Genomic DNA, 18,214 nt, shown 5'->3' on the forward strand with positions numbered 1-18,214 from the left:
CTTCGAACTTTGGTGAACGGGGGAAGTAACGGGCATTCATCTGCCACAACTGGCAGATCTGAGTCGGTGACCGCGGATTCGCGCGAAGCGCTGATCCAGTCTTTGTTGCGAAGTCGTTTCTACTCAGGGTTCAGCAGGAGTGTGGATTGCTTTCGCACTTGTTCCTGCACCAAATGCACGGTGGTGCATTCGAAGGGCCTTACGGTGCCGTGGTTAAGAACTGCGCCGGAAGTTTGCGATTTCTGAAATCTGTGGCGAGCCGCTACCACGACGCTTCATGCAACCCCAAAACTGCTGTTGGCCCATCCGTATCAGCCGTCACGGGCGAACGAACAGGAAGCGGGCAACGAATGAGTCGTCACGGGAGTTCGCCTGTTACCGAAAGGCCGTCGACTTCCAGGTGCAGGCCATCAGGGCGTTTCGGGCAGCAGTTTTCTGATGCGTTCAATTTCCTGCTGCGCCTGTGTCACCTGAGCGGAATGGCGCTCAGTCCCGGTGGCTGTGGCGAATTCTTCCGCGAACTGAATGCGTTGTTGATGGCATTCGATGGCCTCTGTCAGCTGGCCCAGGCGTTCGCAGGCAGTCGCCTTCGCCTTCTGTGCGTGGAACAATTTGGTGTACAGGTGCGGGTTGGTTGTGTCGACTCCTGCAAGTCGAGCGCGAATTTCAATGCATCGTTGAGCTTCGGTGCGGGCCTCTTCGTAGCGACGTGCGCGCAGATGGCAGTCGGCCAGTTCCTGATAGCTGAACGAAAGCTGCCACTGAACGAAGTCATTTTCCGGAGCCATCCGGGCCGATGTTTCTGCAAACTCCAGCGATTCCTGGTAGTAGTTCAATGCCTGGTCGGGGTGCTTGAGTGCCTGGCTCGTGTCCCCCAGTCGACCCAGAGCTGTCGAGACATCCATGATGGCTTTGCTTTCACCGGGCAGGCGAGCAACGATTTTCCGGGCCTCAACATCCATTTGCTGGAAATGAGTATGAGCGGCCGACCATTCCTTTTTCTGAAGGTGCCAGTCGCCCAGCTTCAGGAAGGAGTGAACAAGTTCTCGATGTACGTAGGTGTCGTTCGGGGCACGTGGCAGCACGGCCAGACATCGCTGGTTCGCGCGATCCAGATACTCTTTTGCTTTTGGCAGATCTCCGGTGCGCATCAGAGTTTCGCCGTACAGCACTTCAAATTCCACCAGCCTTCCATGCAATCGAAAGTCGTCTGAAGTGCTGGCCGTCTCCGACAACAGTTGTGACGCCGTCAGACATCGTTCCACGTAGTCTCTGGCTGCTTTCCAGTCCGACGCATCGGCCAGTATGTTGCCGAATTCCAGAACAGCAGCAACCAGATCTTCTGCGGCGGCAGAATCATCCGGCCACTGTTCGTGCAAGTCCTGAATTCGTTGAATTGCGTCGACAAACAATGGCCGTGACGCAGTCAATCCGGTGCGCCCGGTTCCATCGCCAACCTGATGCGTTACTCCGGCCAGCCCCAGCAACGTATTGGCTCGACACCGACGCACTCGATTCTCGGTGACAAATTCCACATGCAGGTCATCCAGTCCCGCCAGAACCGACTCCAGAAGTTTTCGGCGGCGAAGTTGAAGGGCTGGATCGTTCGATAGAATCGGTTGCAGCTCGTACAGTGTCGATTCCAGCAGTGACAGCGTGGCACTCGCCTGCTGGCTTGCCAGTTCGGCCTTTGCTTTCGCATTCTCAGCTGCCTGTCTGGCCTCCTGTTCGGCCTTGACGAGATCGCTGTTCGCTGCGACCAATGTCACGGATCGTTCGTTGGCCAGTAAACCAAAGTAGGTCGAAATGGCCGTGCCGGCCATCAAAGCCATAGCAACGGTGAAGGACATTGCGGCCATTCCCGGATGCCGCCGACACCAGCGGACCAGTCGACCAAAGGCACCCACTGGACGAACAAGAATGGGTTCGCCGTTCAGGAATCTGCGGAGTTCGCGAGCCACCTCGCCCGCTGATTCATAGCGTTCGTCCGGACGCTTCGCCAGACAATGCAGGGCAATTGTCTCCAGATCCAGAGGCACTGCCGGATTTCGACGAATGATCGAGCCGGGTTCCTCGTGAACGACTCGATAAATCACCGCGACCGGATCCTGTCCTTCAAACGGCGCTTTTCCGGTGAGCAGATGGTACAGAATGGCACCGAGTCCATAGATGTCCGCTGCCGTGGTCACGCTGGTCTGGCCTCCCGCCTGTTCGGGAGGCATATATCCGGGAGTTCCAAGGACATCTCCGGATGCAGTCAGGTCCGAGCTGGATTCAAGCTGTTTGGCCAATCCAAAGTCCGCCACTTTGGGACGCTGATCCGATTCCAGCAGAATATTGGACGGCTTTAAGTCGCGATGAATGATGCCTCGCTCGTGCGCGTATTGCACGGCTTCGGCAATCATCCGCACCATGTCAGCGGCCGCCTGCGGAGAAAGTGGACGTTTGGCGACAAGTTCTGCCAGCGTCCCGCCCGGCACAAATGCCATCGCATAAAAAACGTAAGGCCCAAACTGTCCGACGTCATAGACCGGCACGATTCCCGGATGATCCAGTTTTCCGGCCGCACGCGCCTCGACGTAGAAGCGGTCCACCAGCGACGGCTTCATGTGTTGGCGAACGATCATCTTCACGGCAACAGTCCGATTCAGTTTGGACTGTCGAGCCCGATAGACGGTGCCCATACCACCGCAACCGATCACTTCCTGCAATTCAAAGTCACCCACATGGAAAGGCAGTCGCAGTTCGATGAATTCGGGCTTGTCATCACTTCCGTGATCAACTTCCCGCAAAGCGTCGCGCAACCTTTTGGCGACTTCTGATGACCATTCCGGCGGTGCATTGGTATCCAATGGCGTTGCAGGAATCGCAGCTGCCAGTTCCGACAGCGCCTGCTGGCATGAAGCGCATTCATCGAAATGCGTCTCAATCTCGTGCTGTTCGCTCGAAGCAAGCACGCCAGCAAGGAACAATTCAATGGTGTCTGGATCCGGACAACGCATTGATAGGTCCCCTCTGAGCTGTCAAAAACCGTCTTCGACGCTGTCGTGGAAAGTCTGCCCCCGACGCCGCTGATTTCCCCTGCAACGACGCTATTGACGACTTCGTTCCGCAGGCGGCCGTCAGACATCCATCATAGAAAGCCATCCCCAACGAAGACAGCCAGCAACGATGGACGTTTTTCGTCATGGTTCGAAAACGTTGACGATGATTGCAGGTGCCATCGTGGACGCTACCGGCACATTGCAGGACACGCTTTCATCCTGCCAGGCCTCTGAAATCCGCCCGTCGTCCTGCATTCTTTATTGGTCGGGAACTCTGTCAGAAACTGTCCGGGGGAACGGGAGGTGCGGAACCGATGTTGCCCGACGCAGCTTCGACAGGCCTCATCACGAGATACCGGAAACCCTGTCCCTCATCTCCGCGATTGTCAAAGGAATCAACGGGTCGCAAATTCATTTGTCGTTGTTCCCCGGGAAATGCCGTGGGGCCCGAATAGAATGCCGGGCGGAACGAGCTACCAGTTTTGTTTGCCCATTCAAACTGAACCGGAAAGCCAGTGAATTCCGGCCCGTCAAACGTCACTGTAATCTTCACCACACCAAGGCTTGCAGCCTGCTCATCCGTCATGTGATCCAGTTCGCGACGGCCTGTTGTTTCCCACGACGGACGAAATCCTGCTGCCGGAACCAGAACGTCGAATCGACTGAACTGGTGGACGATGCGTTCGCGAGATCGGTTATGAATCGCAGTCCCGCGGCAGCCGTTGTGGTCCGCGATTGCAATGCTGGTCCGCTGTTCGTCGAAGTATCCGCGAGCGATATAGATTTTGGCTCGACGGGTACCCCCACCCGTGATTCGGGTCGTGCTTTCGCCAAACGGAATCGCGTTTTCCGGTATCTGTCCGTCCTGAACAGCGACCCAATAGTAGCGGTCTTCAGCCGCGACGGATTGCGCCGAAACGAAGGAACTTCCCTGCCGCGTCAGCATGACGCTGCCAGCCATCAGGAAAAACGCAAATCGAATGGCAACATGGGGAATGCTCATTTCATGACCTCCTTCAGAAAAGTCAGACCACAGCAATCGGAAGAACGTGTCGCGCCGCGCGGACGTCGATCGCAGTGCTTTACGGACAGCTGTGTCTGACCTGCGCTTCAATTCCGAAGTTTTCCCCGACAGGACATCCTTGACTTTACCGAGTCGAAACGGCGGCCTGACGAATTCGCGTCATCGTGAGACGGGCGAGAGAAAAAAAACAGGGCAAACGGCCGCCCTCGTTTCTGTGTGAAGAGAGGTGTCCGACCGTCTGCTTTCAGTTTGCCACGGGATCCACACAGGGGGCTGGATGGCTGCGTCGGTGGGAGACGAAAGCCCGGGCGTTCGTGGGTATCATTGGCCAGGGCTTTGGCCCCAACCGATCGCGGTCGCAGTGGCGTATTCCCGGGCGTGGCTGATCGTCAGGCGTACCTCGACGATTCCAATGCCAGATGCGATGTCGGCCGCTTCACCGGATAGCTGGATGCTGGGTTGTCCTGATGGAAGCGATATCACTTCGACATCGTGGAACGTAATCCCTTTGACAAAGCCCGTCCCGAGCACCTTTACAACGGCTTCTTTGGCCGCCCATCGCCCCGCGAATCGGACGACCGAATCGCGGTGACGGCGGGAGTATTCGATTTCTCCCGCCGTGAAGCATCGTTCGATGAAATGATCACCGTGTCGGTCAATCATGCCCCGAATTCGCTCAATTTCCACGATGTCGGTGCCCAGCCCCAGCAGCATTGCGACTAGGCTCCGTACTTCTCAAGTCGTCCAGCGTGGGACAAGGCTTGAAGCATCAGATACTTTGCTTCGAACATACCGAGTTCGCCGACTCGACAAGCCGACTCGCCAAACGACTTCGAGCCATCAAATCGGCAGTTGTCTGCAACCAGCAGAGTGGGGACAGGATGCCCACTGTGCGATTTCATCTTCGCGGGTGTACTGTGATCTCCTGTGACGATCAGTACTGTGGGATTGAGCGCCATGATTTTGGGGATTGCAGAATCAAGCTCTTCGGTCCGCTTGACCTTGGCGTCGAAGTTGCCGTCTTCTCCGGTACTGTCGGTGTACTTAAAGTGGATGAAGAAGAAATCGTACTTCGCCCAGTTTTCTTCCAGACACTTCATCTGGTCATCCAGCGTCGCACCGGCATCCAGAATATCCATGCCCACCAGCCGCGCGAGACCTCGATACATCGGATAGACGGCAATCGCTCCGGCTTTGGTGCCGTAAACTTCTTCGAAACGCGGAATGGGCGGCATTTTTGCGATACCACGCATCGTCAACAGATTGGCGGGCGCGTCGTCCTTCAGAATTTGTGCGGCCTGCCGCTTGAACTCCGCGAGGATCTCCGCGGTTTTTTGTGATTCCGGATCGCTGCCCTGTGGGGCAAGAGGAGGAACGCCGGTGCGCTGCGGATCGGTGTCGTTGACGCGGCCACCGAGCCCATCGCCACGAATCACAATCACCAGTCGGTATTCCTTGACGTGACGGACGAAGACTTCGACGCCGGGAATCGTGATCTTATCCAGTTTTTCGCAAAGTCCGGCTGCGATATCGCTGGCGATGCGACCGGCGCGACGATCGGTAATATTTCCATCGGAATCCACCGTACAGAAATTCCCTCGGACCGCGACGTCACGGTCGGTCAGTTCGAAATCGATCCCAAGTGCTTCCAGCACACCGCGACCGATGTCATATTGAAGGGGATCATACCCAAACAGCCCCAGATGCCCGGGGCCACTTCCGGGAGCGATTCCCGGCAGAACAGGGATGCTCATTCCGGTGACGCCACGCTGTGCCATGGCATCCAGATTGGGAGTGTGGGCGGTTTCCAGTTCCGTCTTTCCGCCCGGCTCAAGAGGAAGGCCGCCCAGTCCATCACCGACCAGCAGCACGATCTTCGAATCCGATGCGCGCTGAAGTCGGCGCGTCAGGTTATGAATGTCAGTCATCAATGGTTCCTTTTATAATTTGTCCGTCCAAAGTGGACGTGAATGCCATACAGGAGGTGCCGGATCAGAAATGCTCACGGCGCGATGACGGGGAGAATATCGATTTGAATCGCCGGTTTCACCCGAACTCGCGGCCGAATCATGCGGGGGAATCGGGAGAAATCCGATTCCTGAAGACAGGAGTTTAGCACTTGTGCTTGCCAAACTACGGACGGACCTCCAAATTGCGGGGCAGATCACTTTTCTGAAGACGGGTCGAAATCGACCCGTTGATTCGTTTTACGACTTCAAGTGACGTAAACACAACGCAGGCGAACCGTGTCGATTATTGTCCAGAAATTTGGCGGAACTAGTGTCGCAAACGCAGAAAAGATCCGAGGCGCAGCGCAGCGCGCAATCGAAGCAAAAAGACGGGGACATCAGGTGGTCGCCGTGGTCAGCGCAAGAGGCCACAAGACGGACGAACTCGTGGAGCTGGCGGCTGAAATCACTAAAGCACCACGCCCCCGGGAAATGGACATGCTGCTTTCAACCGGCGAACAGGAATCTGTCGCCCTGATGGCGATGGCCGTTCACGAGCTCGGCGAGGATGCTGTCAGTCTGACCGGTGCTCAAATCGGCGTGCTCACCGACCAGACACACACCAAGGCCAGAATCGTCAGCATTTCAACCCGTCGGATGCAGCAGCTGCTGGATGCAGGGAACATCGTGATCGCGGCCGGTTTTCAGGGAGTGGATGCGGATTTTAACATCACGACGCTGGGACGTGGTGGAAGCGATACGACGGCAACGGCGCTCGCAGCAGCTCTCAATGCCGAACAATGCGAGATCTACACCGACGTCGAGGGCGTCTTCACCACTGATCCGCGTGTGGTTCCTTCGGCACGCAAGATCGAACGAATTTCGTACGACGAAATGCTGGAACTCGCAAGCCTTGGGGCCGGTGTCATGCATTCCCGCTCCATTGAATTTGCAAAGAAGTATGGCGTTCACCTGCGCGTGCGACCGGCGTACAGCGATGGGCCCGGCACACTGATTGCCCCGGAGCCCGATGCGTCCAGATCCGTAGTAACAGGTGTTGCATTTGTGCGTAACGAAGCGCTGATCGGACTGATTGGCCTCCCGGATCAACCCGGAGTCATGAGCCAGCTCTTTACGACTCTGTCACAAGCTCGAATTGCCGTGGACATGGTCGTTCAGAATGTTGCCAGAGAAGGATTTGCCAACGTTTCGTTTACGGTCCCCGAAGAAGATCTGGCCGCTGCACTTGATGTGGCGACAAGGGCCGCGCGAACGCTGGGTGGTGCTGAGGTAAATCACTCAACCGGTCTCTCCAAAGTCAGCGTGGTCGGGCAGGGCATGCAAACGCATACAGGCGTCGCCGCTCGAATGTTTCAGGTGCTGGCCAACGAAAAAATCAACATCCGCGTTGTCACAACAAGTGAAATCAAGATCTCTGTTCTGATTGGTCGGGAGCAATGCAGCGAAGCTGTCGTTGCCGTGCACAGCGGTTTCGGACTGGATAAGCCAGCACCACTTCTGCCCGACATTGGCGTCCGGGCCAGCGATCGTCGAGGCCAGTGGAGTGGTCGCGGCAACCAGCAACTGGCAGAGGACATCGCATCGCAGCTTTCCGGTATGGAAGCCATCGTTGTGAGTGAAGTATACGCCGACACTGATCAGTCGCGTGTGACAATCAGCAATCTTCCGGACGATCCCGGAATCGCAGAACATGTTTTCACTGCCATCGGAGAAGGCGGCGTACTGGTCGACATGATCGTTCAGAATGCCGCACGAGACGGGCGAGCCACGATATCGTTTACCGTTCCGTCCGAAGATCTGGATGCATCTCTGCTGCTGTTGAGGGAAGTTCTGGAGCACTATGACGGATCTGTCGTGACATCTGATCGGCATATCGGCAAGCTGTCAGTTGTCGGAATCGGCCTGCGAAGTCACACTGACGTAGGTGCAAGACTGTTTCGGACCCTTGGTGAAAACCAAATCAACGTACAGATGATTAACACCAGTGAAATCAAGATCAGCGTCGTACTTGCCGGGTCTGAAGTGCAGAATGCACTTCAACTCCTGAGGAAAGAATTTGGCCTGGCATAAATGAGATCGTGTCGCGGGCAGGGGCGAACCATTCGATGAAATCAATTAGCGCCATAGCCCGGGATATTCTGGAACTCCCGTTACTGAAGCGGGAGCTGATTGAAGCCGCAAACCGTAAGCGTACCTACGTTCTGCGTTCTGCAATGGCCGCCATTCTTCTGGTCGTGTTCCTGTTACTGTTCTTTGATCTGCGATCCTACCGCAACGCGTACCGGATGCTGGGCACCGGCGGCGAGATTGCCATGGTGCTGGTTGCGACAAACCTGTTTGCCATCTATATCCTGCTGCCTGTGATGACGTGCGGGGCGATTTCCGGCGAACGCGAAAAACAAACGCTCAGCCTGCTTCTGATCACCCGCCTTTCCCCGGCCAGACTTGTCGCGGAAAAACTGCTTTCGGCGTTGTTGCCACTCGCACAGTTCATGCTGATCACGCTGCCGATCCTGGGAGTCGCCTACCTGCTGGGGGGAATTACTCTGAAACAAACCATCGGCTCCGTAATGATTCTGATCATGGCAGCGATTCAGGTGGCTTCCGTTGCCATTTTCTGCAGCAGCCTGCTGCGTTCCGGGACAACATCATTCTGGGCGGTATATCTGACGTTGGCTGCCCTTGCACTTGTGCCGCCCTGCATCGCCGGAATCCTCGATGAGCTAAGGCTGTTGCCACGGATTCAGATCTTTCCTGCCTATGTTCCCTTGCGAGAACAATTGTACATTCCATTCGTCGCTTTCCTCGCCTGCATCGAAATGTTCCAGCGAGATCAGGGTGGGCTTCTGGATTTGATGATGATTGCATGGCCGCCGATTTTGGTTTCGACGCTGATGCTGGTAGGCAGTGTATTCGCCGTCGGAAGGCTTCACTCTGAAAAGGGTCTTGCGAACCCGAATTTCAAACAGATCCTTGCAGGGCCCATTCGATTTTTGGCACAGAAGCTTCGGCTGTCGAAACTTCGCGGGCTGGCTACCCGGATACCGCAACCCTGGCTGCAAACCATCAGAAGACGCCTGCCGACGAATACAGCAATTGGTAACCGCGAAATCGCGGCAACGATGCTTGCTCGATGGCCGTTGTTCGCCTTTCTGGCCGGGGCGTTCTTTGTGCTGACGATTCTTATGTCTCATGAACTACGCAGAGCAAGTTCGTGGTATGAGTTCTTCGTTGGGTGTGAAATTTTCGGCACGATCGTCAGTCTGTTGATGGTGGCAAGCGTAGCGAGTCGAATGTTCGCAGCTGAAAGAGAGAGACAAACTCTTGATTCCCTGCTTACGACTCCTGTTTCAAATCATGAACTGATCTCGGAAAAGCAGGCGGCAACAAACCGATGTATTCTGCTGATTATGGGATTCTTCGCTTACCTTGTTCTGCTGAATTTTCTGGGGATGATGTTTCGATTCGTGACGCCATCCGGATGGTTCGATATAGAAAGCCAGTACCGGAGATTTACATACGACCAGCTTGGCTTTCTTCAATCCCGTATTTTCATCGTCGTCGCGATGTTTCTGCACTTGTACCTGTACCTTCACATCGCCAAGTGGATTGCTACGGGCTGGGGCCTGTATCTGCATTCCCAACTGAAAGCGATGCTGGCTTCGATCCTGTCGCTTCTTGCCTTGTCTCTGGGACCGGTCGCATTGCTGACCATCATCATGCTGGCTGTCGATGCCCGACCTCGAACATTTCCGTTCTGGTATTTCTCATCCCCGGCGATTGTTTACGGATTGACGCTGGTGGGCGAACTGGACGACATTATCCGCGACCTGGGAACCGAACATGCCTTCGCGTACTGGAGCGTTATCTTCCTGAATCTGATCCTTTACTTTGGTGTCTTCTGGATCATTCGCGTTTGGGTCCTGCAAAAATTCCCGGCGTTCCTCGGGCGCATCGACACGCAGCACACAGAAACGCCGTCGTGATGGCTGCTGCAATTGTCGCACCTCGTACTTGACTCGCTTCGCCGAAGTACGAACAGTTCTGTTCCGGTAGTGTTCACAGCATCCGATGTGATACAACTCTCCCGCCCGGCGATGCATCGTCTATCGCCAATTTTCTGTTTCAGCACAGCCACAGCCGAAATCAAAGCTTCATGGGAACGGACGACCATCCAACGCCTCCTGCACCGCTGTCTAATGCCATTCCTTCAGGATCAGCCGTAAGCAAAAATGCCGCCACCGCACATCCGTCAGCTTCCGAAGAGGTGTGGACAGTTCAGCGGATTCTGGAATGGACGACCGGGTTTCTGAAACAGAAAGGGATCGAATCACCGCGACTGGAGGCGGAATTACTTCTTTCCCACGCGCGACAGTGCCAGCGCATCCGCCTTTACACGGATTTCGATGCCGTCGTTTCTGACACCGAACGATCCAGAATGCGTGAAATGGTCCAGCGCAGGGCAAAACGAGAACCACTGGCCTACCTGGTTGGCAGTAAAGAATTCTACGGGCGAAGTTTTGAGGTTGGCAAAGGCGTCCTGATCCCCCGTCCTGAGACGGAGACTCTGATTGATGTCTGCCTGGAACGATTACCTCGCAATGAAAGTCGACACATTGCCGAAGTGGGCTTTGGAAGTGGCTGCATATCCATCACGTTAGCGAAACAGTGCCCCCAGCTAACCATTCAGGCGACGGACCCATCGCCGGAAGCAATGCATTTTGCGACCCACAATTCCTCTGCGCACAAAGTGCAGGACCGAATTCAACTGGTCAATGGTGATTGTCTGCGGGCTTTCCTGCCGAAGAATTCATCGGAAGGAACGGCCGCCGGATTCACTCCGTCGTTCGATGGAATTGTCAGCAACCCACCGTATATCCGGATCGACGAAATGGCGGCACTGCAGCCTGAAGTTGGCCTGCATGAACCCCACGAAGCTCTGGTCTCCGGTGAAGACGGACTGGACATCACTCGCCGAATCATTCATCAGGCAACCATGATCCTGAAGCCGAACGCATTCATCGCGTTCGAACTGGATCCCGCCCAGTGCCAAACGGTCGAATCGATTCTCAGGACAACAGGTTTCACCGCGACAGGTATCCGCAAGGATCTGAGTGGAAATGACCGGGTGGTGTTTGCTGAATGGCCGGGACAGTGACGTTCGATCGATCGAATGAAATCTTTCGCATTCAGGGCGCCAAACCTCTGCGCGGCAGGGTGCGAGTCGATGGATCCAAGAATGCCGCACTTCCCATACTGGCGGCATCCCTTGCCGTTGACGGCACGGTCCAGCTCCGGCAGATTCCCGATCTGACCGATATCGATACGATGTGCCAGTTGTTGTCTCAACTCGGCGCTCACATCTGTCGCGACACAGCCGCTGGTACTGTGGAGATCCGCAACTCCGCCCAGGAGTCGATGGAAGCTCCTTACGATCTGGTCAGCCGGATGCGTGCCAGCGTCTGCGTCCTTGGACCACTGCTTTCACGCTTTGGTCGCGCGCGTGTATCACTTCCCGGAGGCTGTAACATCGGTCATCGACCGATCGACCTGCATCTGAGAGGCCTGGCAGCACTGGGAGCCGACATCCGCATAGAACGAGGCTACATCATTGCCGAGTCCCGAATTCTGAAAGGATGTGATCTTGTCCTCAGCGGCCCGGAAGGAAGCACGGTCACAGGGACATGCAATGTCTTGTGTGCTGCGGCAACAGCGGTTGGCCGAACTGTGATTCGGGCAGCAGCCTGCGAACCGGAAGTCGCAGATCTTGCGGCATTTCTGAACGCAGCGGGCGCTGATATTCAGGGCGCGGGGACCTCGACGATCGAAGTCACCGGTGTCCGACATCTGAATGCGGTCGCTCATTCGGTCATTCCGGACCGCATCGAAGCAGCAACGCTGGCGATCGCGGCAGCGATCACCAGTGGGGACGTTGAGATCATCAATGCTCCAACGGAAAGCCTTCAAAGCATTCGGACGGCGCTGGACCAGATTGGAGTATGCCAGTCCGTCATAAATTCCGATGTCGAAGTGACGTGGCGCGTATCCGCCGAAGCAGCAGGGGAACTGCGCCCGGTAGAACTGATCGCGCTGCCTTACCCGGGAATTCCAACAGACGCTCAGGCGCAATTAATGGCGCTGCTGTCGCTGGCCGGCGGCACCAGTGTCATTACAGATCGCGTCTTCCCGGATCGATTCATGCACGCTGCGGAGTTGGTTCGAATGGGAGCCGATATCCGCGTTACTGCGGGCACGGCAATTATCCGCGGTGTGGATCGGCTGACTGGCGCAACAGTGATGGCATCCGACCTGCGGGCGAGTGCCGCACTCGTGCTGGCTGCAATGGCTGCCGAGGGGACTTCTGAAATCCGACGCGTCTACCACATTGACCGCGGGTACGCCGGATTCGAGAGGAAACTGAATCAGCTCGGCGCCTGCATCCAGAGACTTTCCGGCCCTAATCCTGACTGAGCTCAATCAAACGGGCTTTGTGAGCTTCCGCCATATCCATTTTGCCCAATTCCGTAAAGGCGGTCACCAGAAGTTCGTGAGTCAGCGCATCATTTTTCTTGTCGGGCAGAGCAATCAGTAACTCGTTGCAAGCTTCTGTCCATCGTTCCATTCGCAGGAGGATTTCGCCGCGAGTTGCGTGCAGTTCCGACTGATCGTCCACAATCGCGAGAGCCCGATCCACTTCCTGGAGAGCTCGTTCAAGATTGGGTGGCTCGGAACGACAAAGTGCGATGGCCAGATTGTTGAGTATCGATGGATCTCCGGACCGGATTGCGTTCGCCGTGTCCAGCAGCAGAATCGCATCGGTAAACTTTTCTGCCAGTAGCGCCTGTGTTCCCATCAGCATGTGAATCTGTCCATTCGGATCTCCCGCCGTACGCAGCTTTCGCAGGCGATCCCGTGCTGGGGCCGACATCACATCTTCCACCCATGAAAGTCTCGCAAGTTCCACGATCACCGGCGCCTGAGTTGCCGGAATGGTGATGGCCTGATCAAGCAACAGGAGCATTTCGTTGGCTTTATCAACATCAAGCACCCTGCCAGTATTTGCAGAATCAACCGAATTTTCGGCGGAAGAAGACTGTTCACCACGCAGCAGTATTCCGTATTGACGGAGGCAAGCGGTCCCGAAAGCGGTCTGAATGATCGGTGAACATTCATTCAATGGCTTGTTCGCCGATTCACACCACCTGCGGACAAGATCAATCGACTCCATTGGTCGCTGGAGAATCGCATAACATTCAAGCATGACCTGCAGGGCATTTTCATCTTTCGGGTGCTCAGAAAGGCGCAATTCACTTTCTTCTAATAGTGTTTTTGTCAGAGTCTGCGCAGCAGCACTATCGCCTGACACTGCGTACAACCGAGCGAGGGTCACTCGCATTTGTGGTCGCGATTCGGCAACGACCTGCAGCAATTCAATGGCTTCCGGAAGGGCATTGCAGGCGACATACAGCTGCGAAAGATTGAGCCTTGCATCGTTCAGGCGATTCAGCTCGGTTTCGTCACTGCCCCCCTGATGATCGTTTACAATGCCGCTCCAATGGTTGATACAGGACTGCAGCTGTTCTCGCTCAAATCTGGCTCCCATCGAGTGGACGCGAGTAACAATCGGAATGATCCCCGGATGGTCAGGCTGTCTGGCAATGACCTGAAGGACGTTTCGCACTCCAACGTCCCGATTCAACGGTGATTGCTGGAGCCGCATAGCGGTGACCTGCAGATCAAAATCGGACAATGCCCTCGACAGCATGGGATCATTCGTTTCCTGAAGCCCTGTCTGCAGCAGGCTGCGTGCTTCCGGCAGGCGTCCCAGAGACGCCAGCGCTTCTGCCAGCATCTTCCTCATCGAAGAATCCTGACGATTGGCGGAGAAGTACGACTGCAACTCAGCAAGACCGGTTTCCTGCAGCGTAATGATGTCACTTTCCGGTCGACCAAGCTGCTTCTTGACTCTTGCCAGAGAGAGTGAGAGCACCGGGTATGTCCTGACGGCAGTGTTGAGCGATTGTTCTGCAAGCCGCCACTCAGACCTTTTCAGATAAACGTCAGCCAGTCGTCTGGCAATGTCGCTGTCATCGGGTGCCTCCCGTTGTATCAGTAACAATTGTCGTTCAATATCGTCTTCGGTCAGCGGTACATACGGCTCTTCCAAAAGGGCCTGATTCACGATCCACCGGCGGGCCGGTGTGTATCCATTTGCATCAGGCGCCAACAGTGGCATCATGTACGCGAGCCCATCCTGTCTGTGTTTTGTCAGAAGAAAAACACCCATGCGAAATCGAAAACTCTGATCGCTCGGCCGTAACGACATCAGGGTTTTCAACCCATACTCAATGCGTTCTTCGTCATCTGCCTCTACGGCGGCATTGATTTCGCGTTCAACCCTGGCAATGACGGGTGCGTCCGATGCATTTTTGAGCCAGATGGTATAGGTCAGAGTGCCTGCCGCAGCGAGAGCGAACGGCAACCCCTGCAGCAGCCGCATGAATTCTCGGGAGTAGCACCAACCTTCGGCAAAACCCATGAACCAGGTCCACCAGTTTCCGGGGCGCATCAGGTCGGACAGACTGACATTTCGAAGGGTATTGTCCTCGTCGCCGAAATAACCACGAGACTCCGGTTGAGATTCCCGGCGGCCACTTTCTTCTTTACTAACAGCCATACCAAAGCCCTAACTTCTGAAAACGTCCGGACGAACCCCAGCATAATGACATCATCACCCTGAATGATCCAGAAACTTCCACCTGATTCCACCAGCTTTATCACTGCCGAACGTTCAACCCGACGGGCGTGACCTGCAGGCTTGATCGCAGGCTTAATTCCGGCATGTTGCAAAACATCACCGCGAAAACGGCAACCACGCGAGTGTCGGCTATCGAACTGTACGCAACGGACGGGCATCATCAATTGTCTCTGCGGGCGGGAATCCACGAAAGGCACGCCCCCGCGACACGACTCTCCTCCGGAGAATCCCACCGGAGTCCGAAAACTGTTCGAAGTGAGATGATTTCATGAAACGCGGCGCTCGTTCCGGCATTCACAATCGGCCCGAATCGGTACTGTTTTCGTCGATTGAGGCAGTCGAAGAACGTCAACTCCTGTCTGCAGCGACGTCTCCTATCGACGGAGTTGGGCACAACGAATCGTCTCCGTGGTGGGGAAGCACAGAGACAGAACTGATCCGCTACGCCAGCCCCGCCTATGAAGATGGAATCTCTAGTCCGGCAGGCAGCAATCGCCCCGGCGCCAGACTGGTAAGCAACCAGATTGTTGCACAGGCCGAATCGATTCTGAATGATCGGCAGATGTCCGACTTTGTCTGGATGTGGGGTCAACTCATCGATCACGACATCGATCTGACCGATCCTGCGGTTCCTGCGGAAGACTTCAGTATCGACGTGTCGGCCGGCGATCCGTGGTTTGATCCGCTGGCGACGGGAACCGTGCAAATTGACCTGGCGAGATCCGTCTCCGTCGAGGGAGAAGAGTCATCTGATGGTATGCGACAACAACTTAACTCGATCACCGCCTGGCTCGATGGATCAGTCGTCTACGGATCATCAAACGAACGTGCGAATGCGCTGAGAAGTTTCGACGTAGGGCGTCTGCGAACCAGTGAAGGGAATCTGCTTCCCTACAATGACGCCGGATTGCCCAATGCCGGTGGATCATCTTCATCACTGTTTCTGGCGGGTGACGTCAGGGCGAATGAGAATATTGCGTTGTCGTCGATGCACACACTGTGGGTCCGGGAACACAACCGCCTTTGCGAAGAACTTTCCGCAGCCGACTCATCACTCACCGACCAGGAACTCTACGAAAAAGCTCGATCAATCGTTGCGGCAGAAATCCAGGTCATCACCTACAACGAATTCCTTCCGGCTTTGCTTGGCAATCACGCCATTGCTCCCTACGCCGGCTACGATTCGTCCGTGAATCCGACGATCGCCAACGAATTTTCCACGGCAGCCTACCGATTCGGGCATTCATTGTTGTCGCCATCGTTACAGCGGATCGACGCTTTTGGTAACAGTATCCCTGGAGGTGCGTTACCTCTCGCATCAGCCTTCTTCAACCCGCCCGCGCTGCTGTCCACGGGAATTGATGTTCTTTTCCGAGGTGCAGCCGTTCAGGCAGCTCAGGAACTGGACGTTCAGATCGTCGATGGCGTTCGCAATTTCCTGTTCGGTGAGCCAGGGCAGGGCGGGCTTGACCTCGCGTCCCTGAACATTCAACGAGGGCGTGACCACGGTCTGGCGGACTACAATACGACACGGGAAGCGATGGGGCTCCCACGCGTCAGTTCATTCGACGACATCAGTTCCAATCCGATGGTCGCGGCCGCATTAGAACTAACCTACGGAAATGTCGACAACATCGATCTCTGGGTCGGCGGCCTTGCTGAGGACCATCTGGCCGACAGTTCGATGGGAATCACATTTACTACGATTCTGGTGGATCAGTTTCAACGACTCCGCGATGGAGACCGATTCTGGTACGAAAACATCTTCACAGGAACCGAACTGCAGACTCTGCGAAACACGACTCTGGCTGAAGTCATCGAACGAAACACCGACGTCCAGTTCGCCCAGAGTAACGTGTTCTTCACTCCAAACTCAGAGATCATTGAATTTGAATTTGCACCCACCGGTATTCGACGGGCGACCGTCAAAGCTGTCAACGAATACATTCAAATTGTGGATGATGTTTCGGGCAACATCGTCTTCATGCATGACACGAATGATCTCAGCGGTCTGATTATCGTCGGCAACGAGAAGCTGGCCGACCGACTGGTCGTCGACGGCTCAATCACCGCCGAGATGCTTCCCAACGGTATCGATTTTCGCGCAGGAAATGTGGGACGAGACCGACTTGTCGTTCATGGCACTTCGGGGGACGACACGGTCACAGTAAATGGCAACTCTGTCAACCTGAACGACCTTGATGTTTTCTTTGAATACATCGACGAACTCATGGTCGAAGGCGCCGCAGGTGACGACAGCCTGACGATCGTTCATCCGTGCGTTAACAAGACCATCCTGGATGGCGGCGATGGCAACGACCTTCTGGTGGGCGGAGATTCAAACGACGAACTCTACGGTGGATATGGGAACGATATTCTTCGAGGCGGCAACGGAGACGACAAGCTCTACGGCGGACCGGGAGCGGATCAACTCTACGGTGAGGGGGGCGTTGATCAATTGATCGGCGGTGGCGGATTCGATTTGATCGTCGAAGATGGCAATGAACAATCACCAGACGTCGCTCCTCGATACGCGGCATTCCTCGACCAGTTCTACAATCTGCGTTTCCTCGGAAATGACTACTACAACTGGAGTGGACGTCAGGAACGATGGTTCTATTCGAACAAAGGATGGATGTTCATTTTACCGGATGGTTCGATTCATCTGTGGGATCGACTCCCTGGCGCCAATGGCCCCTTCATCGGCAGGGTCGAAGTTTCGTGTTACCAGAATCTGAATGAACTCTGTGACCACAGCACACCGTTCAATGATGAAGATACGCTGGATGGCGTCGCAAATCTGGCCAGGCAACTCGACGAACAGCTTCAGCTTCGGTTCTGGGGAAGTTACATCTACAACTGGGGTGGACGTCAGGAGAAATGGATCCCTGGAAAGAACGGCTGGTATTGCATCACCCGGGACGGGCGGCTTTGGTTCTGGGATGGATCTCGAAACTCCGAAGGGACACTGATCGCAGAACTGAACATCATGTATTTCAGTTCTCCAGCACTCCTGCATGACGCATGGAATGGTTAGTAGTCTGTTGAACAACGGAACTGGCTCGAGCAGTAGACCTTAAAACACGATGGTTTCCAGTCGTCCTGCGTGCTTGTCCCGGTTTTTGAACGGAGAGCCAGCAGCCCGTTGAAGAATCCAGCAACCGGTCAGATGAAGGGTGCAAGAAAAACTTCTTTACCGGTTCCCTTTGGCCAGTGATGCCCGATGTCACGTCGGTCTCCGTTCACCGGATTGCTGCAGGCCATCACCGATACTCCGTCGTCGCCAGCCGTGAATTTGTCACACAATCCGACTACACTGGGTCCATCGAGACCGAACGGCGTCTTTTCTCCACGAAGACGCCGTTCTTATTTCCTGACATTCCAGTGGCGGATCTGCTGGCGGCATAACGCCATGCAA

Annotated in this window: 10 protein-coding genes; 5 read left to right on the plus strand and 5 right to left on the minus strand. The window is 55.4% G+C overall.

Annotation, left to right across the window (positions count from 1 at the left end):
- Window positions 1-410: 410 nt before the first annotated feature.
- The 4 genes from R3C20_12490 to R3C20_12505 form a co-directional block, all read right to left on the minus strand.
- Window positions 411-3,002 (minus strand): serine/threonine-protein kinase, encoded by a 2,592-nt coding sequence (locus R3C20_12490; protein MEZ6041318.1) that lies wholly within the window; start codon window positions 3,000-3,002, stop codon window positions 411-413.
- Window positions 3,003-3,321: 319 nt separating this feature from the next.
- Entirely contained in the window at window positions 3,322-4,047 is a 726-nt protein-coding gene (locus tag R3C20_12495) for a hypothetical protein (GenBank protein MEZ6041319.1), read from the minus strand.
- Between the two features lie 342 nt (window positions 4,048-4,389).
- Window positions 4,390-4,782 carry a holo-ACP synthase gene (gene acpS, locus R3C20_12500; GenBank protein ID MEZ6041320.1) on the minus strand — a complete coding sequence of 131 codons (393 nt, stop codon included), beginning with the start codon at window positions 4,780-4,782 and terminating at the stop codon, window positions 4,390-4,392.
- A gap of 5 nt (window positions 4,783-4,787) precedes the next feature.
- Window positions 4,788-5,996: a 2,3-bisphosphoglycerate-independent phosphoglycerate mutase gene (locus R3C20_12505; GenBank protein ID MEZ6041321.1), complete on the minus strand. Its 1,209-nt coding sequence runs from the start codon at window positions 5,994-5,996 to the stop codon at window positions 4,788-4,790.
- 318 nt (window positions 5,997-6,314) lie between these two features.
- Between R3C20_12505 and R3C20_12510 the strand changes: the two genes are divergently transcribed.
- The 4 genes from R3C20_12510 (at window position 6,315) to murA (ending at window position 12,509) form a co-directional block, all read left to right on the plus strand.
- Window positions 6,315-8,108: an aspartate kinase gene (locus tag R3C20_12510; GenBank protein MEZ6041322.1), complete on the plus strand. Its 1,794-nt coding sequence runs from the start codon at window positions 6,315-6,317 to the stop codon at window positions 8,106-8,108.
- Window positions 8,109-8,143: 35 nt separating this feature from the next.
- Window positions 8,144-10,024, plus strand: a complete 1,881-nt coding sequence (locus R3C20_12515) for an ABC transporter permease (GenBank protein MEZ6041323.1) — start codon at window positions 8,144-8,146, stop codon at window positions 10,022-10,024.
- Between the two features lie 170 nt (window positions 10,025-10,194).
- Window positions 10,195-11,196: a peptide chain release factor N(5)-glutamine methyltransferase gene (prmC, locus tag R3C20_12520; GenBank protein ID MEZ6041324.1), complete on the plus strand. Its 1,002-nt coding sequence runs from the start codon at window positions 10,195-10,197 to the stop codon at window positions 11,194-11,196.
- Window positions 11,193-12,509 (plus strand): UDP-N-acetylglucosamine 1-carboxyvinyltransferase, encoded by a 1,317-nt coding sequence (murA, locus tag R3C20_12525; GenBank protein ID MEZ6041325.1) that lies wholly within the window; start codon window positions 11,193-11,195, stop codon window positions 12,507-12,509. The genes prmC and murA overlap by 4 nt, the downstream gene beginning before the upstream one ends.
- On the opposite strand, the gene R3C20_12530 is transcribed toward murA, so the two are convergent.
- Entirely contained in the window at window positions 12,496-14,715 is a 2,220-nt protein-coding gene (locus R3C20_12530) for a hypothetical protein (GenBank protein MEZ6041326.1), read from the minus strand. The genes murA and R3C20_12530 overlap by 14 nt on opposite strands.
- 349 nt (window positions 14,716-15,064) lie before the next feature.
- Between R3C20_12530 and R3C20_12535 the strand changes: the two genes are divergently transcribed.
- Window positions 15,065-17,833, plus strand: a complete 2,769-nt coding sequence (locus R3C20_12535) for a peroxidase family protein (protein ID MEZ6041327.1) — start codon at window positions 15,065-15,067, stop codon at window positions 17,831-17,833.
- The last annotated feature ends 381 nt before the right edge of the window (window positions 17,834-18,214 follow it).

This window comes from Planctomycetaceae bacterium (genome assembly GCA_041398825.1).
GTDB lineage: Bacteria > Planctomycetota > Planctomycetia > Planctomycetales > Planctomycetaceae > F1-80-MAGs062.

Bases quoted from the DNA above. Each gene is read 5' to 3' on its own strand.
- prmC (MEZ6041324.1), top strand. From the start codon at position 10,195: ATGGGAACGGACGACCATCCAACGCCTCCTGCACCGCTGTCTAATGCC.
- R3C20_12505 (MEZ6041321.1), bottom strand. From the start codon at position 5,996: ATGACTGACATTCATAACCTGACGCGCCGACTTCAGCGCGCATCGGAT.
- R3C20_12530 (MEZ6041326.1), bottom strand. From the start codon at position 14,715: ATGGCTGTTAGTAAAGAAGAAAGTGGCCGCCGGGAATCTCAACCGGAG.
- R3C20_12515 (MEZ6041323.1), top strand. From the start codon at position 8,144: ATGAAATCAATTAGCGCCATAGCCCGGGATATTCTGGAACTCCCGTTA.
- R3C20_12495 (MEZ6041319.1), bottom strand. From the start codon at position 4,047: ATGAGCATTCCCCATGTTGCCATTCGATTTGCGTTTTTCCTGATGGCT.
- R3C20_12490 (MEZ6041318.1), bottom strand. From the start codon at position 3,002: ATGCGTTGTCCGGATCCAGACACCATTGAATTGTTCCTTGCTGGCGTG.
- R3C20_12535 (MEZ6041327.1), top strand. From the start codon at position 15,065: ATGAAACGCGGCGCTCGTTCCGGCATTCACAATCGGCCCGAATCGGTA.
- acpS (MEZ6041320.1), bottom strand. From the start codon at position 4,782: ATGCTGCTGGGGCTGGGCACCGACATCGTGGAAATTGAGCGAATTCGG.